Below are 20,573 nucleotides of genomic sequence, written 5' to 3'. Positions count from 1 at the left end.
ATTAACAAGATAATATTTAAGATATGCAATATTACATATTTCCTTCCTATGCCTGTTTCAAATAATAAAGAGCCACTCTTCCTTGCAAGTTTTCAATTCCCTCACATTGTTTTGACAAAACAATGTCTAAAAATAGCTTCTTAACAAAATGAGCTACTTATAAAGTTTTAACACTTGCATTGCAACATAAATCTTCAAAATCTCAATACAAAAACAAAAATATACAAAATCTCAATACAAAAACAAAAATATACAAAAAGCGCAGCCTCATTCGGCTGCGCTTTCGAATTATTATTTAGTTTCGATTAAACCATATTTCCCATCTTTACGGCCGTATACAACATTAGTTTCATTTGTATCAGCATTTGTGAAGACGAAGAAATTATGTCCTAGCATATCCATTTGTAGAATCGCTTCTTCAACGTCCATCGGTTTTAAATCGAATCGTTTTGTACGTACAAGTTCTAATTCATCCTCTTCTACCTCATCCATAACAGCTACTGCTTCTGGAAGGATAAAGTTTGTTTTCATAGAACCTTTCTCACGTAACTTACGATTTACTTTTGTTTTATGTTTACGAATTTGTCGCTCAATTTTATCAACTACTAAATCGATAGCAGCGTACATATCGCTATTAGTTTCTTCTGCACGAAGTAATAAATCAGTAAATGGTATTGTTACCTCGACACGTTGCTTGTCAGAGTATACTTTTAAATTAACTTTAATCTCTGGGAATGTATCAAAATAACGTTCTAACTTACTTAGTTTTTTCTCTACATATTCCTTTAATGCTGGAGTTACTTCAATATTTTCACCACGAATGTTGAATTTCATAGATGAATTCCTCCTTTCAAGCCTATGTACTATAATTTCGACACTGGCTTAAAAACTCCTTCTAACTTTTTCAAAAAAATTAGTGGAATTGCGATTTTTTTATCGTTTTTTGTTGAAATGAAAAGATGCATCGTTTCTATCTTTATTTTATCCTATTAACATCGTGAATAACGAATATAACTGTGGCCAATTCGTTACAGAAAAGAAACAACTTTTTGACAACTTACCCTATAACAAAAAACCCCTTGCGAAAAACAAGAGGTTCTACCATATATATAACGTTGCCACAAATGCAGCTTTCTCTTCCCAAAAACAATATTCCTACAGTTTTACAACATTAGCTGCTTGTGGTCCACGTGCTCCATCTACAATGTCAAACTCTACTTGTTGCCCTTCTTCTAATGACTTATACCCATCTTGTTGAATAGCAGAAAAATGGACAAATACATCGTCACCATCTTCGCGCTCAATAAATCCAAATCCCTTTTCTGCATTGAACCATTTCACTCGTCCTTGCATGTTCATTCCATTCCCTTCACTCTAAAAATCAGGGCATTCGCCCCATATTTTGACTATAACGAATGACAACATATGAAGTCAAAGAAGACTTATCGCCTTTTTATTATCCCTTTCGACACTGCCATATTAACTTCTACAAAGTGTCAAACTAGATACTTCCCTTGCCCCTCTTTCATATAACAAACTTCCGATTTGCCTAACTGTAATTCCTGTCGTATACACGTCATCAACGATTAAAATATGTTGCCCACAAAACATCTCTTCTCCCTGAAAATAAAAAGGATTGCTTCCTGACATCCTTTCTTTACGCGTCTTCTTACTTTGCTTTTCTGTTTCTCGCCGTCTTAAGGAAAAATCAGAAATACGGACAGGCAAACAAGTTGCTAATAACTCTGCTTGATTAAAGCCACGTTCAACTTCCCTTTCCTTACTAAGCGGAACAGCGATAACGGTTGAAACATTAGCAAAATACTTTTGAAATAAACTTCGAAAAGGACGATAAAAAATGCGCACTAACTCTGTATCCCCCCGAAACTTAAACTGCGCTACTATTTCTTTCATCTCATCATCATACATATATAACGAACGGTTTTTAAAAGAACGATAATTCGCCTCTTTCATCCACCTTAGACAATCTATACAAATACCGTCTTCTTGAAATGAGGCAGGAACATATTCTAAAGGCCGCCCACACTCCATGCAAATTTCTCCTATAATATAGGAAAGTTTCTGCTCACATCTATCACATATATATTTTCTATGACACTTTACAAAAAAATTGTACCAACTAACCTTTTCTACAAAACACTCATCACAAAGTAAACAATGCATTAATCGATCAATCCTTGTTCTTTCGCATTTTTATTCATACCTTGAATATGTTTTTTCGCGCTCACCATCGCCTCTGTCTTACCATAGTGAAAATAAATGACCTCTCCATACGGCGCTTCAAAGCTCCGCCCTGCTCGGCCCGCAATTTGTACGAGTGCACTTTCTGAGAATATTTCTTCTTCCGCCCCTAAAACCGCTACTTGCAAATTTTTCACAGTTACGCCTCGTTCTAAAATTGTCGTTGTAACTAATAATGGGATTTCTCCTTTTCTGAAAGCCGCTACTTTTTCTTTTCTACCCGGATCTTCTGCATGTACACCTTCAATTCGCTTGTTTAATAATTTTAACAACAGGCTTATCTCTTCTATATATCGCACATGGGGGACAAATAAAAAAATAGGATGTTTTTTATTTAAGTATGTTTGTAACCACTGTAGTAAAACTCGAGGAATTCTTTTATAAATGAGGCTTTTTTTCCAATTCCCGCACCAACAAAATAAAGGAACTGGCAAAGGATGACGGTGATATCGTCCAGAAACAATAACACCTTTTTGTTCACCTTTTCTAAATTTTTGCTTCCACGTTTCATCTGGAGTCGCAGTTAAATAAATACGCGCCGCTCTTTCTTTCATCGCTTGTTTTACCGCGTACTGTAACATTTGATCTGCACAATATGGAAAAGCATCTATCTCATCTACAACCATGACATGAAACGCCCTATAATAACGCAATAATTGATGAGTGGTCGCAACGACTAATACTGCATCTTTTTCTTTATCCACACTCCCTCCATATAAAGCCGCTACCTTTATATACGGAAACACTTCTTGCAATCTCGGTGCTAATTCCAGAACAACATCCGTTCTCGGCGTTGCGATACAAACTCTTTCTCCTTTTTGAAGCGCTTCGTTAATACCGTAAAACAACATCTCTGTTTTCCCAGCCCCGCATACAGCCCAAATAAAAAATGATTCTTTTTGCTTAATAGCCTCTACAACACCTTGTGCCGCCAAATTCTGACCAGTAGACAACTTCCCGTTCCACTGTAACAAGTTTAATTTCTTTTCTCTCTTTCTTTCAGCAATCCCGCGAACAAGTACAGCACATTCACTTACCCTCCCCATCGTTATACACTTCCGGCAATATGTGCACACTTTACTGCACCTTCTACATAAAAACGACGCAAATAGCCGCTGATCTACATTTCCGCAGCGTTGGCACATATATTTAGAATTCTTCTTTTTTACACCTTGTACACATATGACCTCTCCCTTCCTTTTCAAATCATTTAATTCCCTCTGTAAATCTGAAGAAAGTTCGTCTAATAGCAACTGTTTCCCCGCCAGCATCAACAATCACCTCCAGCACTACTATAAACCCTTCTTCAAATCCCGTAAAAACTCAAAAAAGCCGATAACCTACTTATAAAATAGTAAGCTATCGACTTTATACACGTTTTTTATTGAATTATAATTCTATAATCTTCCGTAACCTAAGAAATGTTTTTGGTTATATGAGCTGTTAATATCACCGTACGCAATTCCTTTATCACTAGCATGGATCATTTGGCCATTACCAACGTAAATACCGATGTGAGATGGACCATCTTTATAAGTGTTTTGGAAGAACACTAAGTCTCCCGGCTGTGGACTACTTATTTTAGAAACTGAGTTCCAGTAACCCCTAACATCTTGACGACCTACACCAAAAATGTAAGAAATGAATCCACTACAATCAAAACCACCGTTTGATGGAGATGCACTTCCCCAAACATATGGCTTACCCAAATATTGCTTAGCTTTACCAATTACGCCAGTATCCGGTGGAGTTGGTGCTGGGTTTTGCTCTGGTGTTTTCTTTTCTGCTTTAGGTGCCTCTTTTTTAGGCTCTTCCTTTTTAGGTTCTTCTTTTTTAGGCTCTTCTTTTTGAGCTTGTCCACCATTGTTTGCTGGTGCAGCTTGCTCTGCAGGTGCTTGTGCTGGCTGAGCTTGCGCAGCTTTAGCAGCTTGCTCTGCTTGTTTTTGAGCAGCAGCTTCTTGTGCAGCTTTTGCTTGTGCTTCTTCTTCTGCAATACGTTGTAATTGTAACGCTTGTTTCTCAAGCTCTTTTAATTGGCTTTCCGTACTTGTCATTGTAGTTACAACTGTATCCATTTTACCGCTTAAATCGTTTACCGCTGTTGCTTTTTTCTCTTTTTCAGCGTCAAGTTCTTTCTTAGCAGTTTCAATTTGAGCTTGTGCTTCTTTTAATTCTTTTTGTTTCTCTTTTACCGTTGCAACATCTTTTTTCACACTAGCTTGATCTTCTTGCTGTGTTTTCATGATATCTTCATCAGACTCAAGAATTTTAGAAACAGAAGTTAAACGATCAACTAAATCTGCAACGTTTTTAGAGTTTACAAGAACTTCTGTTACAACGTTCGTATTTGGTTGTTCTTGAAGTGCAACTAAACGCTTTCTTAATAACTCTTCACGTTTTGCAATCTTTGTTTGTAATTCTGCAATATCTTTATTTTTCTTTTCAATTAATTGCTCAGTATCAGAAACTTTTTTCGTTGTTTCATCAAGTTTTGCAGCATTCTCTTGAACAGACTTATCTAAACCTTGAATTGTTTTGTTTAAGTCATTCATTTGTTTTTGTAATTCATCACGTTCTTGTTGTTGTTTATGTAAAGTGTCATTTTGTGTATTAATTTGTGATTTCACGTCAGAAATTTTATCTTCTGCAAATACATTTGGTGTTAGTCCTGAAAACATTAACCCTGCAACTAATGCGCAAGATGCCATTTTTAGCTTTTTCATTTTATTTTTTACACCGCTTTCTTTTTTCTTTTTCCGTATATAACCTATAAAATTTATACCATAATTCGGGATTTTTTTTGCTAATGTTACGTTTTTGTAAAACAAATGTAATATTATTTGTAGCTCTAGCGCAAAATTCGTATATTTTTGTATGTATGTGTAGAAATTTATATACTTTTCTCACTTCTGTGAACAAAGAAAAAACGTAAGGAATCCCTTACGTTTTATTAAATATACGAATACAAATGAAATGCTACTTCATCCATTTCTCAGCCCAATTTTGGACCTCATCCATAACACTTTCTAACGCTTTTCCCTTGTCAGTTAAGCCATACTCGATTCGAACTGGTACTTCTGGATAAACATTACGAACTACAATGCCCTCGCTTTCCAATTCCTTCAAACGCTCTGACAACATACGATCGCTCATATTTGGGATGATATCTGCGATTTCTCTAAAACGTTTCGACTCTTCAAGCAAAGATTTAATAATTAAGCCAGTCCATTTCTTACTAAGCAAAGTAAAAGCTGACTCAAACTTTGGACATAAACAAGAATTATGCTCCATATGTTTCACCTCTCTTCTATTATAATATAGTTTCTTGTAAAAAGTAAGTTATAAAACTTTCCTCATTATTTTATTTTACGTACATTTTACCATTTCCAAATATTAACTTGTCAACTAAACGTAACATACCCGTAAAAAAACCCTCTTAAAAAGAGAGCTTTTTATATCTTTATTACTTCGTATACCATCCAAGACCTAATGCACCTTCACCTAAGTGCGTACCAATTACAGCTCCAAAATAACCTGTACGAATTGTGACGTGAGGATATTTTGCTTCTAATTCTTTCTTCCATTCATTCGCTTCCTCTTCACGTTGCGCATGAATGATAACTGCTTCCATAGGTACACCTTTACTTGCTTGCTCATCAAAAATTTCAATGATACGTTTTAATGCTTTTTTACGTGTACGAATCTTTTCAAACGGAATAATGATTTTATCTCTAAAATATAAAACTGGCTTCACTTGTAACAGACTGCCGATGAAAGCTTGCGCGCTATTTAATCGACCACCACGTTGCAAATGATGTAAATCATCAACTACAAAATAGGCGTCCATCGTTTTCTTCATTTCATCAAAACGAGCGATAATCTCTTTTGGATTCTTTCCTTCACTTGCTAACTTTGCACCTTCACGCACATAAAATCCTTGTACTTCACAACTAATTTCAGAGTCATACGTATATACATCAATACCCTCTACCATCTGTCCAGCTGTTGTTGATGTTTGATATGTACCACTAATTCCACTTGATAGGTGAATACTAATAACTGCATCATAATCTTTAGCTAGTTCTTCATATAGCTCAACAAACTTTCCGATTGCTGGTTGAGAAGTTTTTGGAAGTTCCTCTTGTTCACGTACTTTCACATAAAAATCATCTGCTGAAATTTCAGCTTCTTCTTGATAAGATTCTGTTCCAAACACAACGTTTAATGGAATCATATATATATTGAGTTCATCACGAATTTGCTTCGGTATATATGCTGTACTATCAGTAACAATAGCTATTTTCATTTTCGTACCTGCCTTATAAAAAGTTTTATTTCCTAATTTTACACGAAAACTACAAATGGTGCATCCATACAGGGAAATGCCGGTTGAAATTATACTCACCATCTCGACAAATTACAACAAAAAGATAAAATAATCACCAAAAACTTCAACGTATTTAGAAAAAATGTTTGAATATAAAAAGGCTCGCTTTTAAAATGGAAAGTACTAGTCATTTTGATAGATAGGGGCGTATACAAGTGCTATTACAATATTTAACAATCAAAGACTACGGCGAACACGAAATCGTCATTCAAAAATCAAGATTTATTTGTTATATTAGTCGAGCAACGACTGAGGAAGAGGCTCAAGAATTTATACAAAAAATAAAAAAACAACATTGGAATGCAACACATAATTGTTCCGCTTATTTAATTGGCGAACAAGATCATATTCAAAAAGCAAATGATGACGGCGAGCCTAGCGGTACAGCTGGCGTACCAATGCTAGAAGTACTTAAAAAACGTGGACTAAAAGATACCGTTGTTGTCGTAACACGCTATTTTGGTGGCATTAAACTTGGCGCAGGTGGATTAATTCGTGCATATGGAAAGTGTACAAGCGAAGGCATTAATCATGTCGGTGTTGTCCAGCGAAAACTAATGCGTGTGATGCAAACCGAGATTGATTACACATTACTTGGCAAAGTGGAAAATGAATTACGCAATTCAAAATATGCCATTAAAGATATACATTATCTAGAAAATGTCACATTTGATACGTATGTTGAAGAAGACGGCAAACAAGCCTTTACAGATTGGATGATTGAATTAACAAACGGGAAATGTACAATTACAGAAGGAGATATGTTGTACTTAGAACAAGATGTTATCTAAGCATAACTCTTTTATCACCTTTAAAGATTAATGTAGTGAATTACTTCCCTACAAATGAACTAACGAACTAAGGAGATTATATATGGAAGAACGTTATTATCATCTCCAAAATAGCAGAATAAAAAAGAAACGAAGAAGGAAACTTTTCTTCTTCCTTATTTTCGCATTTTTATTTGGCAGTATAGGAGTTTATGTGTTAAATTCTTACTCTTCTCTTATGGGGATGTATAGTGGTTTTACTCGTGAAAAATCGGATTTAAGAAACAAAGATGTAGAAATTACAAAGGAACCTTTTACAATTCTCATTATGGGTATAGAAGATTATGCGACAGACGGTCAAAATGGTCGTACAGACTCATTAATGTTTGCAACAGTCAACCCGAAAACGCAAAAGATTTCACTTATGAGTATTCCTCGTGATTCTCGAGTTACAATTGTTGGTAAAAATAAAGAAGACAAAATTAACGCTGCCCATGCTTACGGCGGAGAAGAAATGGCAATCAAAACTGTCGAAGGCTTTCTAAAAGTTCCTGTAGACCATTATCTTAAAATTGATTTCCAAGGCTTTAAAGGTATCGTTGATGCTGTTGGCGGTGTTACTGTTGACGTACCCTTCGATTTCTGGGAGCGCTCTGACGTGGATTACTACAAAAAAATTCAATTTAAGCAAGGACAGCAAAACTTAAACGGTGAAGAAGCACTTGCTTACGTCCGTATGCGAAAGCAAGATCCAAATGGCGATTATGGTCGAGCTGCTAGACAAAGACAATTACTGGCCGCTGTTGCTCATAAACTAAACTCCACATCTACTGTATTTAAAATTAAAGATTTAACGGCTGTCGTTGGAAAATATATAAAAACCGACATTCCTATTTCAGACGGACTTGCTCTTTACAATAAAATTTCTGGATTTGATCCTTCTACAATGCAAACGTTAAAGCTTGAAGGCGAAGACAAAAAGATAGGCGGTATTTATTACTTCCTTCCAGATCCAATCAGTGTAGAAACGGTGCGTAACGAAATTGAAAAAGAATTAGGAGAAAAAGCAAAAAATCCAACTACAAAAAACAACTCAAATCCTGATTCAAATTCAAGTTCTAACGAACAAACAAAAAAAGAAACAAACCAAAATAAAACACCAACTGATCCGCCACCTTCTACAAATGCTCATGCAGAGTGGATTATGCGCAATCAGCCATAACAAAAAGGCCCAATCTATCCGATTGGGCCTTTTTTATTTACTTATTAAAGTGTTGTAAAATTGCTTCTACAATACGCTCTGATGCACGACCATCACCGTAAGGATTAGATGCTTTCGCCATCTTATCATGAGCTTCTTTATCTGATAACAACTCATCAGCAAGACCAAAGATTGTCTCTTCGTCTGTTCCTGCTAATTTCAGCGTACCCGCTTCAATACCTTCAGGGCGCTCTGTTGTATCACGAAGAACAAGAACTGGTACCCCAAGTGATGGAGCTTCTTCTTGTACACCACCAGAATCAGTTAACATTAAGTATGAACGAGCTGCAACATTGTGGAAATCAATTACATCTAGCGGCTCAATTAAATGAATACGGTTATGTTCACCTAAAATTTCATTTGCTATTTCACGAACAACAGGGTTCATATGAACAGGGTACACAACTTGTACATCTTCATGCTTATCAACAAGACGCTTAATTGCACGGAACATATTACGCATCGGTTCACCTAAGTTTTCACGACGGTGAGCTGTCATAAGTACAAGACGATCATTTCCAAGTTTCTCTAGTACAGGATGACTATATGTTTCTTTTACAGTCGTTTGTAGCGCGTCAATCGCTGTATTTCCTGTGATGAAAATACGTGACTCATCTTTATTTTCCTTCTGTAAGTTCGTTGCTGATTTTGCTGTTGGTGAGAAATGAAGATCCGCCATTACACCTGTTAATTGACGATTCATCTCTTCTGGGTATGGAGAATACTTATCCCACGTACGAAGGCCCGCCTCAACATGACCTACTGGAATTTGATTATAAAAAGCAGCTAAGCTTGCAATAAATGTTGTTGTTGTATCACCATGTACAAGTACAATATCCGGCTTCGCTTCTTTCATTACTTTATCCAAACCTTCTAAGCCACGCGTTGTAACATCAATTAAAGTTTGGCGGTCTTTCATGATATTTAAATCGAAATCTGGCGTAATTCCAAAGATACTTAATACTTGGTCTAACATTTGGCGATGTTGTGCTGTTACAGTCACAATCGATTCAATTTTTTCTGGGTGTTTTTGCAACTCTAATACAAGAGGTGCCATTTTAATTGCTTCTGGACGTGTCCCGAAAATTGTCATTACTTTTAAACGTTCAGTCATGTGATTGCCTCTTTTCTTTCACTAATTACAGCTTCTATTATGACATATAAAAATATGTATGAGTACATCCCTTTTTAACGCATAACAGAAACTTTTCTATTACAAATACTTTTTCTTCCCACCGAGTAATAATCTATCTTTTGTTTCTTAACATCTTCATCAGTATAACAATTTCTCCCATCAAATAAAATAGGCTCCCTCATAAGTTGTACGTACTTTTCTAACGGATAAGTTTGAATATCTTCCCATTCTGTTACGATAAAAACCGCACTCGCATCTCTAATCGATTCATCTATACATCTACTATATTGTATAGCATCTCCAAATATATTTTTCACATATTGAATTGCTTTTGGGTCGTAAAGAACAATATCTGCACCTATATTAATTAATGCTTCTATTATAATAAGAGATGATGCCTCTCTAATATCATCCGTATTCGGTTTAAAGGATGCGCCAAGAACTGCAATCCGCTTTTTATTCATGTTCATGACTTTTTTCGCTTTTTCAATCAATAGCAGTTGTTGCTTATTATTTACTTCAATAACCGCTTTTAACAAACGAAAATCATGAGCAACATTTCCCGCAATTTGCACCAGCGCTTTCGTATCTTTTGGAAAACATGATCCCCCGTATCCAATACCCGCATTTAAAAAAGATACACCGATCCTCTTATCCATTCCCATCCCTTTAGCAACATCCAATACATTTGCGCCTACCTTCTCACATATATTTGAAATTTCATTAATGAAACTAATCTTTGTAGCTAAAAAGGCATTCGACGCGTATTTAATCATCTCTGCACTTTTAATATCTGTAACATACGTTTCTAAGCGTAATTCGCTATACAAACTCTTTACTCTTCTTGCTACTTCCTCACTATCTGCTCCAATTACAATACGATCTCCATGAAAGAAATCATATATACCTGAACCTTCACGCAAAAACTCTGGATTCGATACGATATGTAATGTATATCTCCCCTTTAACTCCTCCTCAATCCATCCTTTCATTACATCATTTGTACCTACTGGAACTGTACTTTTCGTAACAACAATAATATCGTTCGTCGCATATACTCCAATATCATTACAAGCACTCTGAATATACGTTAAATCCGCCGTCCCATCTAATAAAGGTGGTGTTCCAACTGCAATAAATATAAACTCTACATCCTCAAACGCCTCTTCTTTATTTGATGTGAAAGTTAAAGCATTATTCTCATATGCATGATTTATTAATTCATGTAATCTAACCTCATAAATAGGTAAATCCCCTTGTTTTATCCGTTCAATTTTCTCATCATCTATATCAAAACATGTAACTGAATGCCCCAACTTTGCCAATCCTACTCCTGTAATCAATCCAACATATCCAGTACCTACTATCGTAATTTTCATTTCCTTTTCGCACAGGAATATACAATAGAAAAGATATGAAATATAGAATTCTCCCTGTGCTTCCCCCTCTCACATTAAAAATGAGAAAACTCTTTTCCTTTTTCATTATATGAATTACTTCCCTCATTCTTTTTAAAGTTTTTGTAAAATTAAATGCACTATAATATAAAGTGAAACTTAATCATTGGGAATCCAGTTACCAGCTCACTTCAGATAAATTCCCACATTTTAACACGAGACTTACTCATTTCTACGTGTAACACTTATAATACTGAACTAAAAGTATTCACTATCGAAGAAAAAGAGGAAATGTCATATTCCAAAGTCCAGTACGATTAACCTTCTTATATGATTCAATATTCTATATACAATTGTCATATATTCTATCCGCTTCCATTAACCGTAAAAAGAAAAAAAGATTGAATTCTAATCTTTTTGTGATACCATATGTTATGAGCCTGTAAATAAACATCATAATTTTCAGATAAATATATTTTCAAAAAAAAAATTACGTTAGACTATAAAGGGTGGGGTATTAATGGACTCACAAGTGATTTATGCCATTTTGGCATCTTTCATCACTGTACTCGTCGTTACTCCTTTAGTTATTAAATTAGCTTTTAAAATAGGAGCGACAGATAAGCCAAACGCACGTAAAGTGCACCAAAAGATTATGCCACGTCTTGGCGGGTTAGCAATCTTTATCGGTGTAGCTGTAGGATTTGTTGTCGGCGGCTTATATGAGCAAAGAATGTTATCGATAACGCTAGGTGCGATTATCATTGTAATCATCGGAATTTTAGATGATATGTACGAGTTATCTGCGAGAGTAAAATTCGGTGGACAACTGTTAGTTGCCATTATGATTGTAAAAAGTGGATTATTAGTGCAAGTATTATATATCCCATTCCTTGGGGATACTGAACTTGGATGGCTTGCTTATCCAATTACAGTATTTTGGCTTGTAGGTATTACGAATGCAATCAACTTAATTGACGGCTTAGATGGATTATCTGCTGGGATTTCATCTATCGTACTTGCAACGCTAGCATATATGGCCTTCACTAGCCCATGGGGTACTGGAACAGCGATTATCTTGCCACTCGCATTAATTATATTAGCAAGTACAATTGGATTTTTATTCTACAACTTCCATCCAGCAAAAATTTTCATGGGAGATACAGGAGCACTATTTTTAGGATACTGTATTTCTGTTATATCGTTACTTGGATTATACAAAAGTGTAACGTTATTCAGTTTTATTGTTCCAATTATCATTTTAGGTGTACCTATATTTGATACGATATTTGCAATCATCCGTCGTATCGTAAATAAAAAACCTATTTCAGCACCAGATAAATCGCATTTACATCACCGCTTACTTGCAATGGGATTCTCTCATCGCAAAACGGTACTAATAATATACGCATTCGGTATTTTCTTTAGTGTAAATGCCATTATTTTCACTAGTGCAACGTTATGGTTATCCATTATTCTTCTTTTCGCTTTGATTTTCTTCACAGAAATCATTGCTGAAATAATCGGGCTTGTACATGAACGTTACAAACCACTTATTTCCTTTTATAAAAAAGTGAAAAAACGCGAAGACTAATTGTAGTATAGCCTTTACCATTATGAAATATTCAAATAGCACCCTCTTTCTTATAAGAGGATGCTATTTTTTTATTCATTATTTTACATTTCCAAAATATAGATTGTTTGAGAGTTCCTCTATTGGAGAAAGATATACATAATAAGAAACGTATCAAGTTTTCTTTTTACATCTTGATTGTCAAACTGAGGGTGAATGTTATGATCAAGCGAGTATTGCAATGTATTATTTTATTTTTAACCATTACTATGTACGCATCATCTAATACTGAAGCAACAACTGTTATTCCTGCTGAATATCATCCAAATACTGAAACGACCTCTCCTACACAAAAAATTGCGTACTTAACATTTGATGACGGGCCAAACAAATATACTACACAAATTTTAAACATCTTAAAAGAAAAGAACGGAAAAGCAACTTTCTTTGTTATTGGCGGAAAAGTGCCACATTACACAAAAACGATGCAAAGATTAATTAAAGAAGGACATTATATCGGTCTCCACAGCATGTCACATGATGTAAAACGCCTTTACACTGGTGACCCTTCCACTTTAATTGCAGAAATGGAGCAAACACAAAGCATTGTCCAGCAAGTTACGAAATTAAATACACATCTCGTTCGCGTTCCATATGGTAGTATGCCTTACTTAAAAAAGAATTACCGTGACGCACTTGTATCGGCCCAGTATAAAATGTGGGATTGGACAATCGATACCTACGACTGGAAAAGCTATGACAATCCTTCTGCCATACTCGAAAGAGTACGTAATCAAAGTGATGAACAAGTAGAAGTCATTTTAATGCATGATTCGAGTGTAACCGTACAAATACTGCCAAAAGTAATTGATTATTTACAGTCACAAGGATACAAACTTCTTCCCTATAATCCTTCTTCTCATCTCAAGGTAAATTTTTGGAAAGACACAAGATTGTAACAGCTTTAGTGCCTATGTGCTAAAGCTGTTTTATTTTTCTCTTCCCACCCTTCCCATTTTTGTGTAAAATTTTAAATAGTGATGAAGTTTCGAGGTGAATAGAAATGAAACGAATAGATCTCATTTTTAACGCAATACAAGAAGGCAATTATACAGAAGGTGTAACCGCATCAGAACTAGCTACCCTGTTGCAACTAGATCGCGCCAATGTAAGTAGCGACTTAAACAAACTTGTAAAAGATAAACGTTTATTAAAAACAAATACGCGACCTGTTCGTTTTTACATAGAAACGAACACTTCGTTGGAAACGCATTCAAAAGAAGTAACTTCATTAGATACATTTGCAATTGAAAATACGAGCCTTAAAATCGCAATTGAAAAAGCGAAAGCTTCTATGCTCTATCCTCCAAACGGTATGCATACTTTACTACTGGGAGAAACAGGGGTCGGAAAGTCTATGTTTGCTTCTTTAATGCACGAATATGCAATTGAAGTTGAACAGCTTCCTAAAAATGCACCATTTATCGTCTTTAACTGTGCTGATTACGCAAATAATCCACAGCTACTACTCGGGCAATTATTTGGGATTAAAAAAGGAGCTTACACAGGAGCAAGTGATCAAAAAGGATTAATTGAAAAAGCACATGAAGGAATTCTTTTCTTAGATGAAGTACATCGCCTACCTCCAGAGGGACAAGAAATGCTTTTCACCTTTATTGACCGCGGAGTGTACCGCCGCCTTGGAGAAACAGAGAACGAACGTAAAGCACAAGTATTAATCATTACTGCAACAACAGAAGAACCAAATTCATTTTTATTAAAAACATTTACAAGACGTATACCGATGACTGTTACGCTGCCACCACTTCGTGAGCGTACACATAAAGAGCGCTTTGCTTTACTACAGCTATTTTTCACAAATGAAGCAATTCGTCTGCGAAAAGACATTCACGTTAGCCCAAATGCAATGCGTGCTTTCGTCTTTTATAATTGTCCCAATAACATTGGTCAATTAAAAACAGATGTTCAAATTGCCTGTGCGAAAGCCTATTCTGATTTGGTCACAAAGAAACGTGATTCTGTCTATGTTTCAAGTACAGATTTACCTTGGTATATGAAAGAAGGGTTGTTCATTGAAAGGAAGAGCCGTCACTTATACCAAATACCAAATGAAACATTTGTATTTACAGGTGAGGAAGGTTGGAGTAATCATAAAACAGAAGATGAAAAACGCTCTTCTATTTACGATTATATTGACTATAAATACGAAGAACTTCAAGCCCGTGGTATTGAAGAGGAAGAATTAGAATTACTAATAGAAAATGATGTTCAAAGCTTTTTCGTACAATATTTTAACCAAATATCCAAAAAAACAAGCCATGAAAATGTTTTTAAAATTGTGGATCGTAATATCGTTTCCGTATGTGAAAAAATAGCGGAACTTGCTGAAAAGCATTTATCTAAGACGTTTGATGAAAAAGTATTTCTCGCTTTAAGTTTACATGTACAGACAACTCTACAACGTTTACAAAGCGGAAAACAAATACATCACCCACAATTAAATCAAATTCGTACGAAATATAAAGAAGCTTTTTCCGTAGCTATGCAATGCATTCAACTACTGGAGGAAGAATTACAAATAACAATGCCTATTGATGAAGCTGGCTTTTTAACAATGTTCTTCGTTGTTGATCCAATTCCTGCCTCACAAACAGAAGTAAAAGTATTAATATTAGCACACGGTAATGGCATCGCAACTGAAATGGCAAACGTTGCAAACGAACTTCTCGGCATTGAGGAAGTAACCGGTATTGATATGCCGTTACACGAATCACCGAAAGATTTCTTGGAACGTGTGAAAGTGTATATGAAAACACTACAAAATGTAAATGGGCTTCTCTTACTTGTCGATATGGGGTCACTTGCTTATATCGGTGACATATTAGAAACGGAGTTCAAAATCCCTGTACGTGTTCTCTCGATGACGAGCACACCACATGCACTAGAAGCAGCTCGAAAAGCTCAGCTCGGTTATTCATTAGATGCGCTGTATGAAACAGTAAAAAATTTAACACCATTTTACTTAAACGTACAAGAAGAAAAGAAAAAACCTCTCTCTCCAATGAAATCTGTTATTTTAACAGCTTGTTTAACTGGTGAAGGAAGTGCTTTAGCTATTCAAAAAATGTTAGAGAACTATTTACGATTTGATAAAGACTTAATTGAAATTATTCCGATTAGTATCGTCCATGAAAAAGATTTAACGAAAATGATCGAGAACATAAAAAAAGAGCGTAACATCATTTGTATCGTCACGAATTTCGATGTGCAAGTGCCGTGCTTAACATATCATTTCCAAGACATCGTAAACTACACAGCGATTCAGCCCATTCAAGAATTAATTACGTATGAAGAAACATATGCAAAAATGGCGGATATTCTTGAACAACAAATGCAGCGTAACGATGGGGCATTACTTATCAAAACAATTCGTTACGCATTAAATACAATTCAAGAATTAATTTCCTTACAGCTAACTCCTGATAGCTTAATGGGTGTTATTCTGCATATGAGCTGTATGGTTGACCGTCTTCAAAAAGGAGAAAGCCTTCTTCCTCACCCTGATAAAGAGAAAAGAAGACAAGATGAATACTGGATGTATATGAAAGTAAAAAAAGCATTGCAACCAATTGAAAATACATTTGAAATACAAATACCTGATGACGAAGTATTTTACGTTATGGACTTCTTTATTAAAAATCAGCCTGCGAAAAATTAATCGAGGCAGTTTTTAAAAATATCGACCGTAACGCGAGTTATATCAGCGATTTTCAAAATATATCGCTTTACCGACAATAATCGCTAAAACTAGCACCTTATATTAAGAAGAAAAGGCTGTTCCAACATATGGACAGCCTTTTCCTCTATTTCTTTACTTTTCTAACTCGCCCTCTTATTTCTCCTCTTTTTTGTGATTTCGTATGAACATTAACATATACATTTGCTTGAATAATTTCTTGAAGTAAATGTACAAATGATTTCCCTTGTAAAGGTCCCTCAAAATCCTCCACATTCACTACACCAGTAATGCTTCCCTCGTTCAAGCTAATCCCTTGCTCTAGTGGACCATACAAATATAAAACAACAGGACCAATTTGAGTAGACTTCCCTAAATGAATTTGACACGATGTAACCTTTTCTATATTTTTTAGTATTACTCTGTAATGCAATTTCGTTAAATCATCACTAAAAATAAACTCTGCTACCCCAAAAGCTTCTGTATTTACAGGAGGCACTTCCCTCTTACCTGTTAACCTGGCAAAGAAATGTGTTGTCATAAGGCATTCTCCTTATATAAATTTCCCAGCACTACTTCTACTACTTTATGGTTTAGACATAATCATTTATGACTTTTTCAATTTTAATTACAAAGAAAAGATTCACAAAATCTTTACATTGTAATTGTTCCTGTAGATTGAAAGTCTCTTGTATAATGCACATAGAAAAACATTATAGGAGGTTCCATTGAAAACTAACAAATACACTTTTCATACATTATTAGAGATTTTTCTCGTCTCATTTAAATTAGGACTTACTTCATTCGGCGGTCCTGTCGCTCATCTCGGCTATTTCCACCACGAATACGTGCAAAAAAGAAAATGGATGGATGAACGAAGCTATGGAGATTTAGTAGCACTATGTCAATTCCTTCCCGGTCCTGCCAGCAGTCAAGTCGGTATGGGGGTTGGATTATTACGGGGCGGGCTATTAGGAGCTATTATTTCATGGATTGGATTCACTTTACCGTCTGTGCTTGTTTTGGTTTTCTTCGCCTCATTCCTTAATCAGTTCGATCTTGGAAGTGCTGGCTGGATTCATGGACTAAAACTTGTAGCAGTCGCTATTGTCGCTCATGCCATATGGGGAATGGCGCGGAAGTTAACTCCAGATCGAAATCGTGCAACGATTGCGATTGTAACTGCCGCAATCGCCTTATTATGGCCAAGTAGTTGGACACAAGTCACCCTCATCATAATATGTGGCTTTATCGGCTGGTTTTTATATCGCAACCAACCAATTAGCCAATCTCAAAATATAAAAGTACCTATTTCAAAAAAGATAGCAGTTTCTTGTCTCGTCTTATTCTTTGGACTATTACTACTGCTATCAATATTAAGACCGTTCTCTTATTACATCGCTTTATTTGATAGTTTCTATCGCTCTGGCGCACTTGTATTTGGAGGAGGACATGTCGTGCTGCCTCTTCTTGAAGGTGAGTTCGTACAAAACGGAATGATGACGAAAGAACAGTTCCTAGCTGGATACGGATTAACACAAGCAGTACCAGGACCACTGTTTACATTCGCCTCTTATATAGGAGCAGTGTTAAACGGGACGCTTGGGGCATTACTCGCAACAATTGCAATTTTCTTCCCTGCTTTCTTACTCGTTATTGGTGTTTTACCATTTTGGAACAGCGTGAGAAAAATATCATTCATACAAGGCGCACTACTTGGAGTCAATGCCGCTGTTGTCGGTATTTTAATTGCCGCTTTTTACGATCCCATTTGGACGAGTACAGTTATAAATGCTTCAGATTTCGTTTTCGCTTCGCTTCTTTTTTGCTTACTAGCTTTTTGGAAAACACCACCTTGGGTTATCGTTATACTCGGGGCATTTGGCGGATATGCTCTATCCATTTTATAAATAAAAAACGACGGCATGATGTAGCCGTCGTTTTTCTATTAAAACTTCACAAGCTCTATTCCTTCTGGTAATTCGCTCTCTGTTAAAATACGCAATTCCTTCACACGATCCATTACGTAAGAAGAACGCTTCACAAGCTCTGGATCAATATAAGCTGGATGAACCATAATTTCTACCGTTTGTTCACCTTGTACTCTTTCTTTTAACTTCACAAAGTAATCTTCCGTCACACCATCCGCATAAAAGTCACTGTAAAACACATCAGAAAATGGGCGCACCGCTCTATCTTCCTCACAACGACGAATCGGAACATTATATTTAGCCGCTAATCTCTCAAGAACATCATGTAAAATCGGTAAACCATGCACATGATGATGACTATCTAAATGAGTTGGTGTTAATCCGTAAGATAGGAATTTCTCAATTTGAGCAGTCCACTCTCTCTCAACTTCTTCTGGATTTATATTTCCTTCCCTTACGACACCTTGTTTATGAAACAATCCATCGCTACTTACAAGTGATGGTACGTCTCCAAGAAGTGGTTCTCCTGCCGTTAATACAAGATGTACTCCTACTCCTAGCGTTTCATACTCTTTGGCTAAGCGTACCGCATGCTCTGTTCCTGGCATATTCATCATCATCGTCGTTGAATTTACAAGTCCGTTTATATGCCCATCAATAATGCCGTAATTTGTACCTTCTGTAAGACCGAAATCATCTGCGTTTACAATTAACTTAATCATCGTAATACCTCCTAATAGAATAAAAAAAGCGGGCTAAATAGCGCCGCTTTTACTTCTCTACCTTTTTGAAGAACTGCGGAAGATATTCTTTATGTGCTTCCAACATTTCATCTAAAATTTGTTTTGCAACTTTATCTGATGGTACAAGTGGATTGATTGTCATAGCAAGCAGCGCCTTATGATAATCCCCTGTAACAGCAGCTTCAATTGTTGTGCGCTCGAATGATTTAATTTGTTGTACTAAACCGCGAACTGGTACTGGAAGATCGCCAACCGCAATTGGTTTTGGACCTTCTTTCGTAATAATACAGTTCACTTCAACAGCAGAATCATGTGGTAAGCTTGCAATTGTTCCGTTGTTTCGTGTATTAACAGGCTGGATATCACCTTTATTATTGTAAATAGACGTAATTAAGCTACATGCTGCATCACTATAATAAGCTCCGCCACGTTTTTCTAATTGTGGTGGTTTAATATCTAAGTTCGGGTCTTTATATAACTCGAATAAATCATTTTCTAATTGTTTTACTACTTCTGCACGTGTACCTTTTTCAACAGAAGCTTCTTTTTCTTCTTCTAACATTTCACGTGTTTTGTAGTAATAACGATGGTATGGACATGGAATTGCACGAAGTCCGCGAATAAAGTCTGGCTCCCAGTTAAGCGCTGCAATATTTTCCATCGTAATTTGCTTTTCCGGATCTGTTACAAGCTCTAACACACGATCCATTACACTTACGCCATCTAAATATACGTCTAGTCCGTATACCATGTGATTCAAACCTGCAAAATCAACGTGGACACGACTTGCATCTACTTCCAGTAATCTTGCAAGACCCATGCGAATTCCGATTGGAACGTTACATAGACCAACTACTCTTTGAATATTTGTATAGCGAAGAACAGCTTCTGTTACCATACCTGCTGGGTTCGCAAAGTTAATTAACCATGCATTCGGACAAAGCTCCTCCATATCCTTACAAATATCTAAAATAACAGGAATCGTTCTCAGCGCTTTGAATAAACCACCAGGACCATTCGTTTCCTGACCGATTACATCATATTTTAACGGGATTGCTTCATCTTTTGCACGTGCTTCTAATAAACCAACGCGAAGCTGTGTTGTTACGAAGTCAGCATCCTTCAATGCCTCGCGGCGATCAAGTGTTAAATGTACCTCAATTGGTAAACCTGATTTTTTCACCATACGTTTCGCTAAGTTACCAACAATTTCTAACTTTTCTTTTCCTGCCTCAATATCTACTAACCAAATTTCACGAACAGGAAGCTCATCATAACGCTTAATAAATCCTTCAATTAACTCTGGTGTATAACTAGATCCACCGCCGATTGTAGCAATTTTAATTCCAGTCATGCT

18 protein-coding genes are annotated in these 20,573 nt (G+C 36.1%); 6 read left to right on the top strand and 12 right to left on the bottom strand.

Annotated features, from left to right (window positions below):
* Window positions 1-291: 291 nt before the first annotated feature.
* The 7 genes from hpf to ACS2FK_RS10645 form a co-directional block, all read right to left on the bottom strand.
* Entirely contained in the window at window positions 292-834 is a 543-nt protein-coding gene (hpf, locus tag ACS2FK_RS10675; RefSeq protein ID WP_000671187.1) for a ribosome hibernation-promoting factor, HPF/YfiA family, read from the bottom strand.
* 321 nt (window positions 835-1,155) lie between these two features.
* On the bottom strand, window positions 1,156-1,353 hold the full coding sequence (cspC, locus tag ACS2FK_RS10670; RefSeq protein ID WP_001990088.1) for a cold shock protein CspC: 198 nt from the start codon (window positions 1,351-1,353) through the stop codon (window positions 1,156-1,158).
* A 126-nt stretch (window positions 1,354-1,479) separates the two neighbouring features.
* Window positions 1,480-2,184, bottom strand: coding sequence for a ComF family protein (locus ACS2FK_RS10665; RefSeq protein WP_080469895.1), 705 nt, complete (start codon window positions 2,182-2,184; stop codon window positions 1,480-1,482).
* The gene (gene comFA / locus ACS2FK_RS10660; RefSeq protein ID WP_063549059.1) at window positions 2,184-3,533 is read right to left on the bottom strand and encodes an ATP-dependent helicase ComFA; all 1,350 of its coding nucleotides are present in this window, start codon (window positions 3,531-3,533) and stop codon (window positions 2,184-2,186) included. The genes ACS2FK_RS10665 and comFA overlap by 1 nt, the downstream gene beginning before the upstream one ends.
* 126 nt (window positions 3,534-3,659) lie before the next feature.
* Complete coding sequence (locus ACS2FK_RS10655; RefSeq protein ID WP_063549061.1) at window positions 3,660-5,090, bottom strand: C40 family peptidase; 1,431 nt, start codon at window positions 5,088-5,090, stop codon at window positions 3,660-3,662.
* Between the two features lie 148 nt (window positions 5,091-5,238).
* Window positions 5,239-5,553: a winged helix-turn-helix transcriptional regulator gene (locus tag ACS2FK_RS10650; RefSeq protein WP_000400857.1), complete on the bottom strand. Its 315-nt coding sequence runs from the start codon at window positions 5,551-5,553 to the stop codon at window positions 5,239-5,241.
* A 172-nt stretch (window positions 5,554-5,725) separates the two neighbouring features.
* Window positions 5,726-6,568, bottom strand: a complete 843-nt coding sequence (locus ACS2FK_RS10645) for a DegV family protein (protein WP_000684725.1) — start codon at window positions 6,566-6,568, stop codon at window positions 5,726-5,728.
* A gap of 236 nt (window positions 6,569-6,804) precedes the next feature.
* Between ACS2FK_RS10645 and ACS2FK_RS10640 the strand changes: the two genes are divergently transcribed.
* Entirely contained in the window at window positions 6,805-7,440 is a 636-nt protein-coding gene (locus ACS2FK_RS10640) for a YigZ family protein (RefSeq protein ID WP_000926669.1), read from the top strand.
* An 82-nt stretch (window positions 7,441-7,522) separates the two neighbouring features.
* On the top strand, window positions 7,523-8,641 hold the full coding sequence (locus ACS2FK_RS10635) for an LCP family protein (protein WP_000392802.1): 1,119 nt from the start codon (window positions 7,523-7,525) through the stop codon (window positions 8,639-8,641).
* 37 nt (window positions 8,642-8,678) lie between these two features.
* On the opposite strand, the gene wecB is transcribed toward ACS2FK_RS10635, so the two are convergent.
* Window positions 8,679-9,794: a non-hydrolyzing UDP-N-acetylglucosamine 2-epimerase gene (gene wecB, locus ACS2FK_RS10630; protein ID WP_000140145.1), complete on the bottom strand. Its 1,116-nt coding sequence runs from the start codon at window positions 9,792-9,794 to the stop codon at window positions 8,679-8,681.
* Window positions 9,795-9,868: 74 nt separating this feature from the next.
* Entirely contained in the window at window positions 9,869-11,194 is a 1,326-nt protein-coding gene (locus tag ACS2FK_RS10625; RefSeq protein WP_063549063.1) for a UDP-glucose dehydrogenase family protein, read from the bottom strand.
* A gap of 538 nt (window positions 11,195-11,732) precedes the next feature.
* On the opposite strand from ACS2FK_RS10625, the gene ACS2FK_RS10620 reads away from it, so the two are divergent.
* The 3 genes from ACS2FK_RS10620 (at window position 11,733) to ACS2FK_RS10610 (ending at window position 16,524) form a co-directional block, all read left to right on the top strand.
* Window positions 11,733-12,806 (top strand): glycosyltransferase family 4 protein, encoded by a 1,074-nt coding sequence (locus ACS2FK_RS10620; RefSeq protein WP_000378320.1) that lies wholly within the window; start codon window positions 11,733-11,735, stop codon window positions 12,804-12,806.
* 200 nt (window positions 12,807-13,006) lie between these two features.
* Window positions 13,007-13,744: a polysaccharide deacetylase family protein gene (locus ACS2FK_RS10615; protein WP_000597185.1), complete on the top strand. Its 738-nt coding sequence runs from the start codon at window positions 13,007-13,009 to the stop codon at window positions 13,742-13,744.
* A gap of 104 nt (window positions 13,745-13,848) precedes the next feature.
* A complete protein-coding gene (locus ACS2FK_RS10610) occupies window positions 13,849-16,524 on the top strand; it encodes a PRD domain-containing protein (protein ID WP_000820954.1) in 2,676 nt (891 codons plus the stop codon).
* Between the two features lie 145 nt (window positions 16,525-16,669).
* Here ACS2FK_RS10610 and exsM read toward each other — a convergent pair whose 3' ends face one another.
* Window positions 16,670-17,083 carry an exosporium regulatory protein ExsM gene (gene exsM / locus ACS2FK_RS10605; RefSeq protein ID WP_000207046.1) on the bottom strand — a complete coding sequence of 138 codons (414 nt, stop codon included), beginning with the start codon at window positions 17,081-17,083 and terminating at the stop codon, window positions 16,670-16,672.
* Between the two features lie 187 nt (window positions 17,084-17,270).
* On the opposite strand from exsM, the gene ACS2FK_RS10600 reads away from it, so the two are divergent.
* On the top strand, window positions 17,271-18,452 hold the full coding sequence (locus tag ACS2FK_RS10600; RefSeq protein WP_063549065.1) for a chromate transporter: 1,182 nt from the start codon (window positions 17,271-17,273) through the stop codon (window positions 18,450-18,452).
* Window positions 18,453-18,490: 38 nt separating this feature from the next.
* Here the strand turns inward: ACS2FK_RS10600 and chbG are convergent, their stop codons facing one another.
* The gene (gene chbG / locus ACS2FK_RS10595) at window positions 18,491-19,195 is read right to left on the bottom strand and encodes a chitin disaccharide deacetylase (protein ID WP_063549067.1); all 705 of its coding nucleotides are present in this window, start codon (window positions 19,193-19,195) and stop codon (window positions 18,491-18,493) included.
* Between the two features lie 49 nt (window positions 19,196-19,244).
* Entirely contained in the window at window positions 19,245-20,570 is a 1,326-nt protein-coding gene (gene celF / locus ACS2FK_RS10590; protein ID WP_000145762.1) for a 6-phospho-beta-glucosidase, read from the bottom strand.
* Window positions 20,571-20,573: the final 3 nt, after the last annotated feature.

The organism is Bacillus cereus group sp. BceL220, from assembly GCF_051776965.1.
GTDB classification, from domain to species: domain Bacteria; phylum Bacillota; class Bacilli; order Bacillales; family Bacillaceae_G; genus Bacillus_A; species Bacillus_A cereus.
This window is presented reverse-complemented; position numbering and strand designations above follow the sequence as displayed.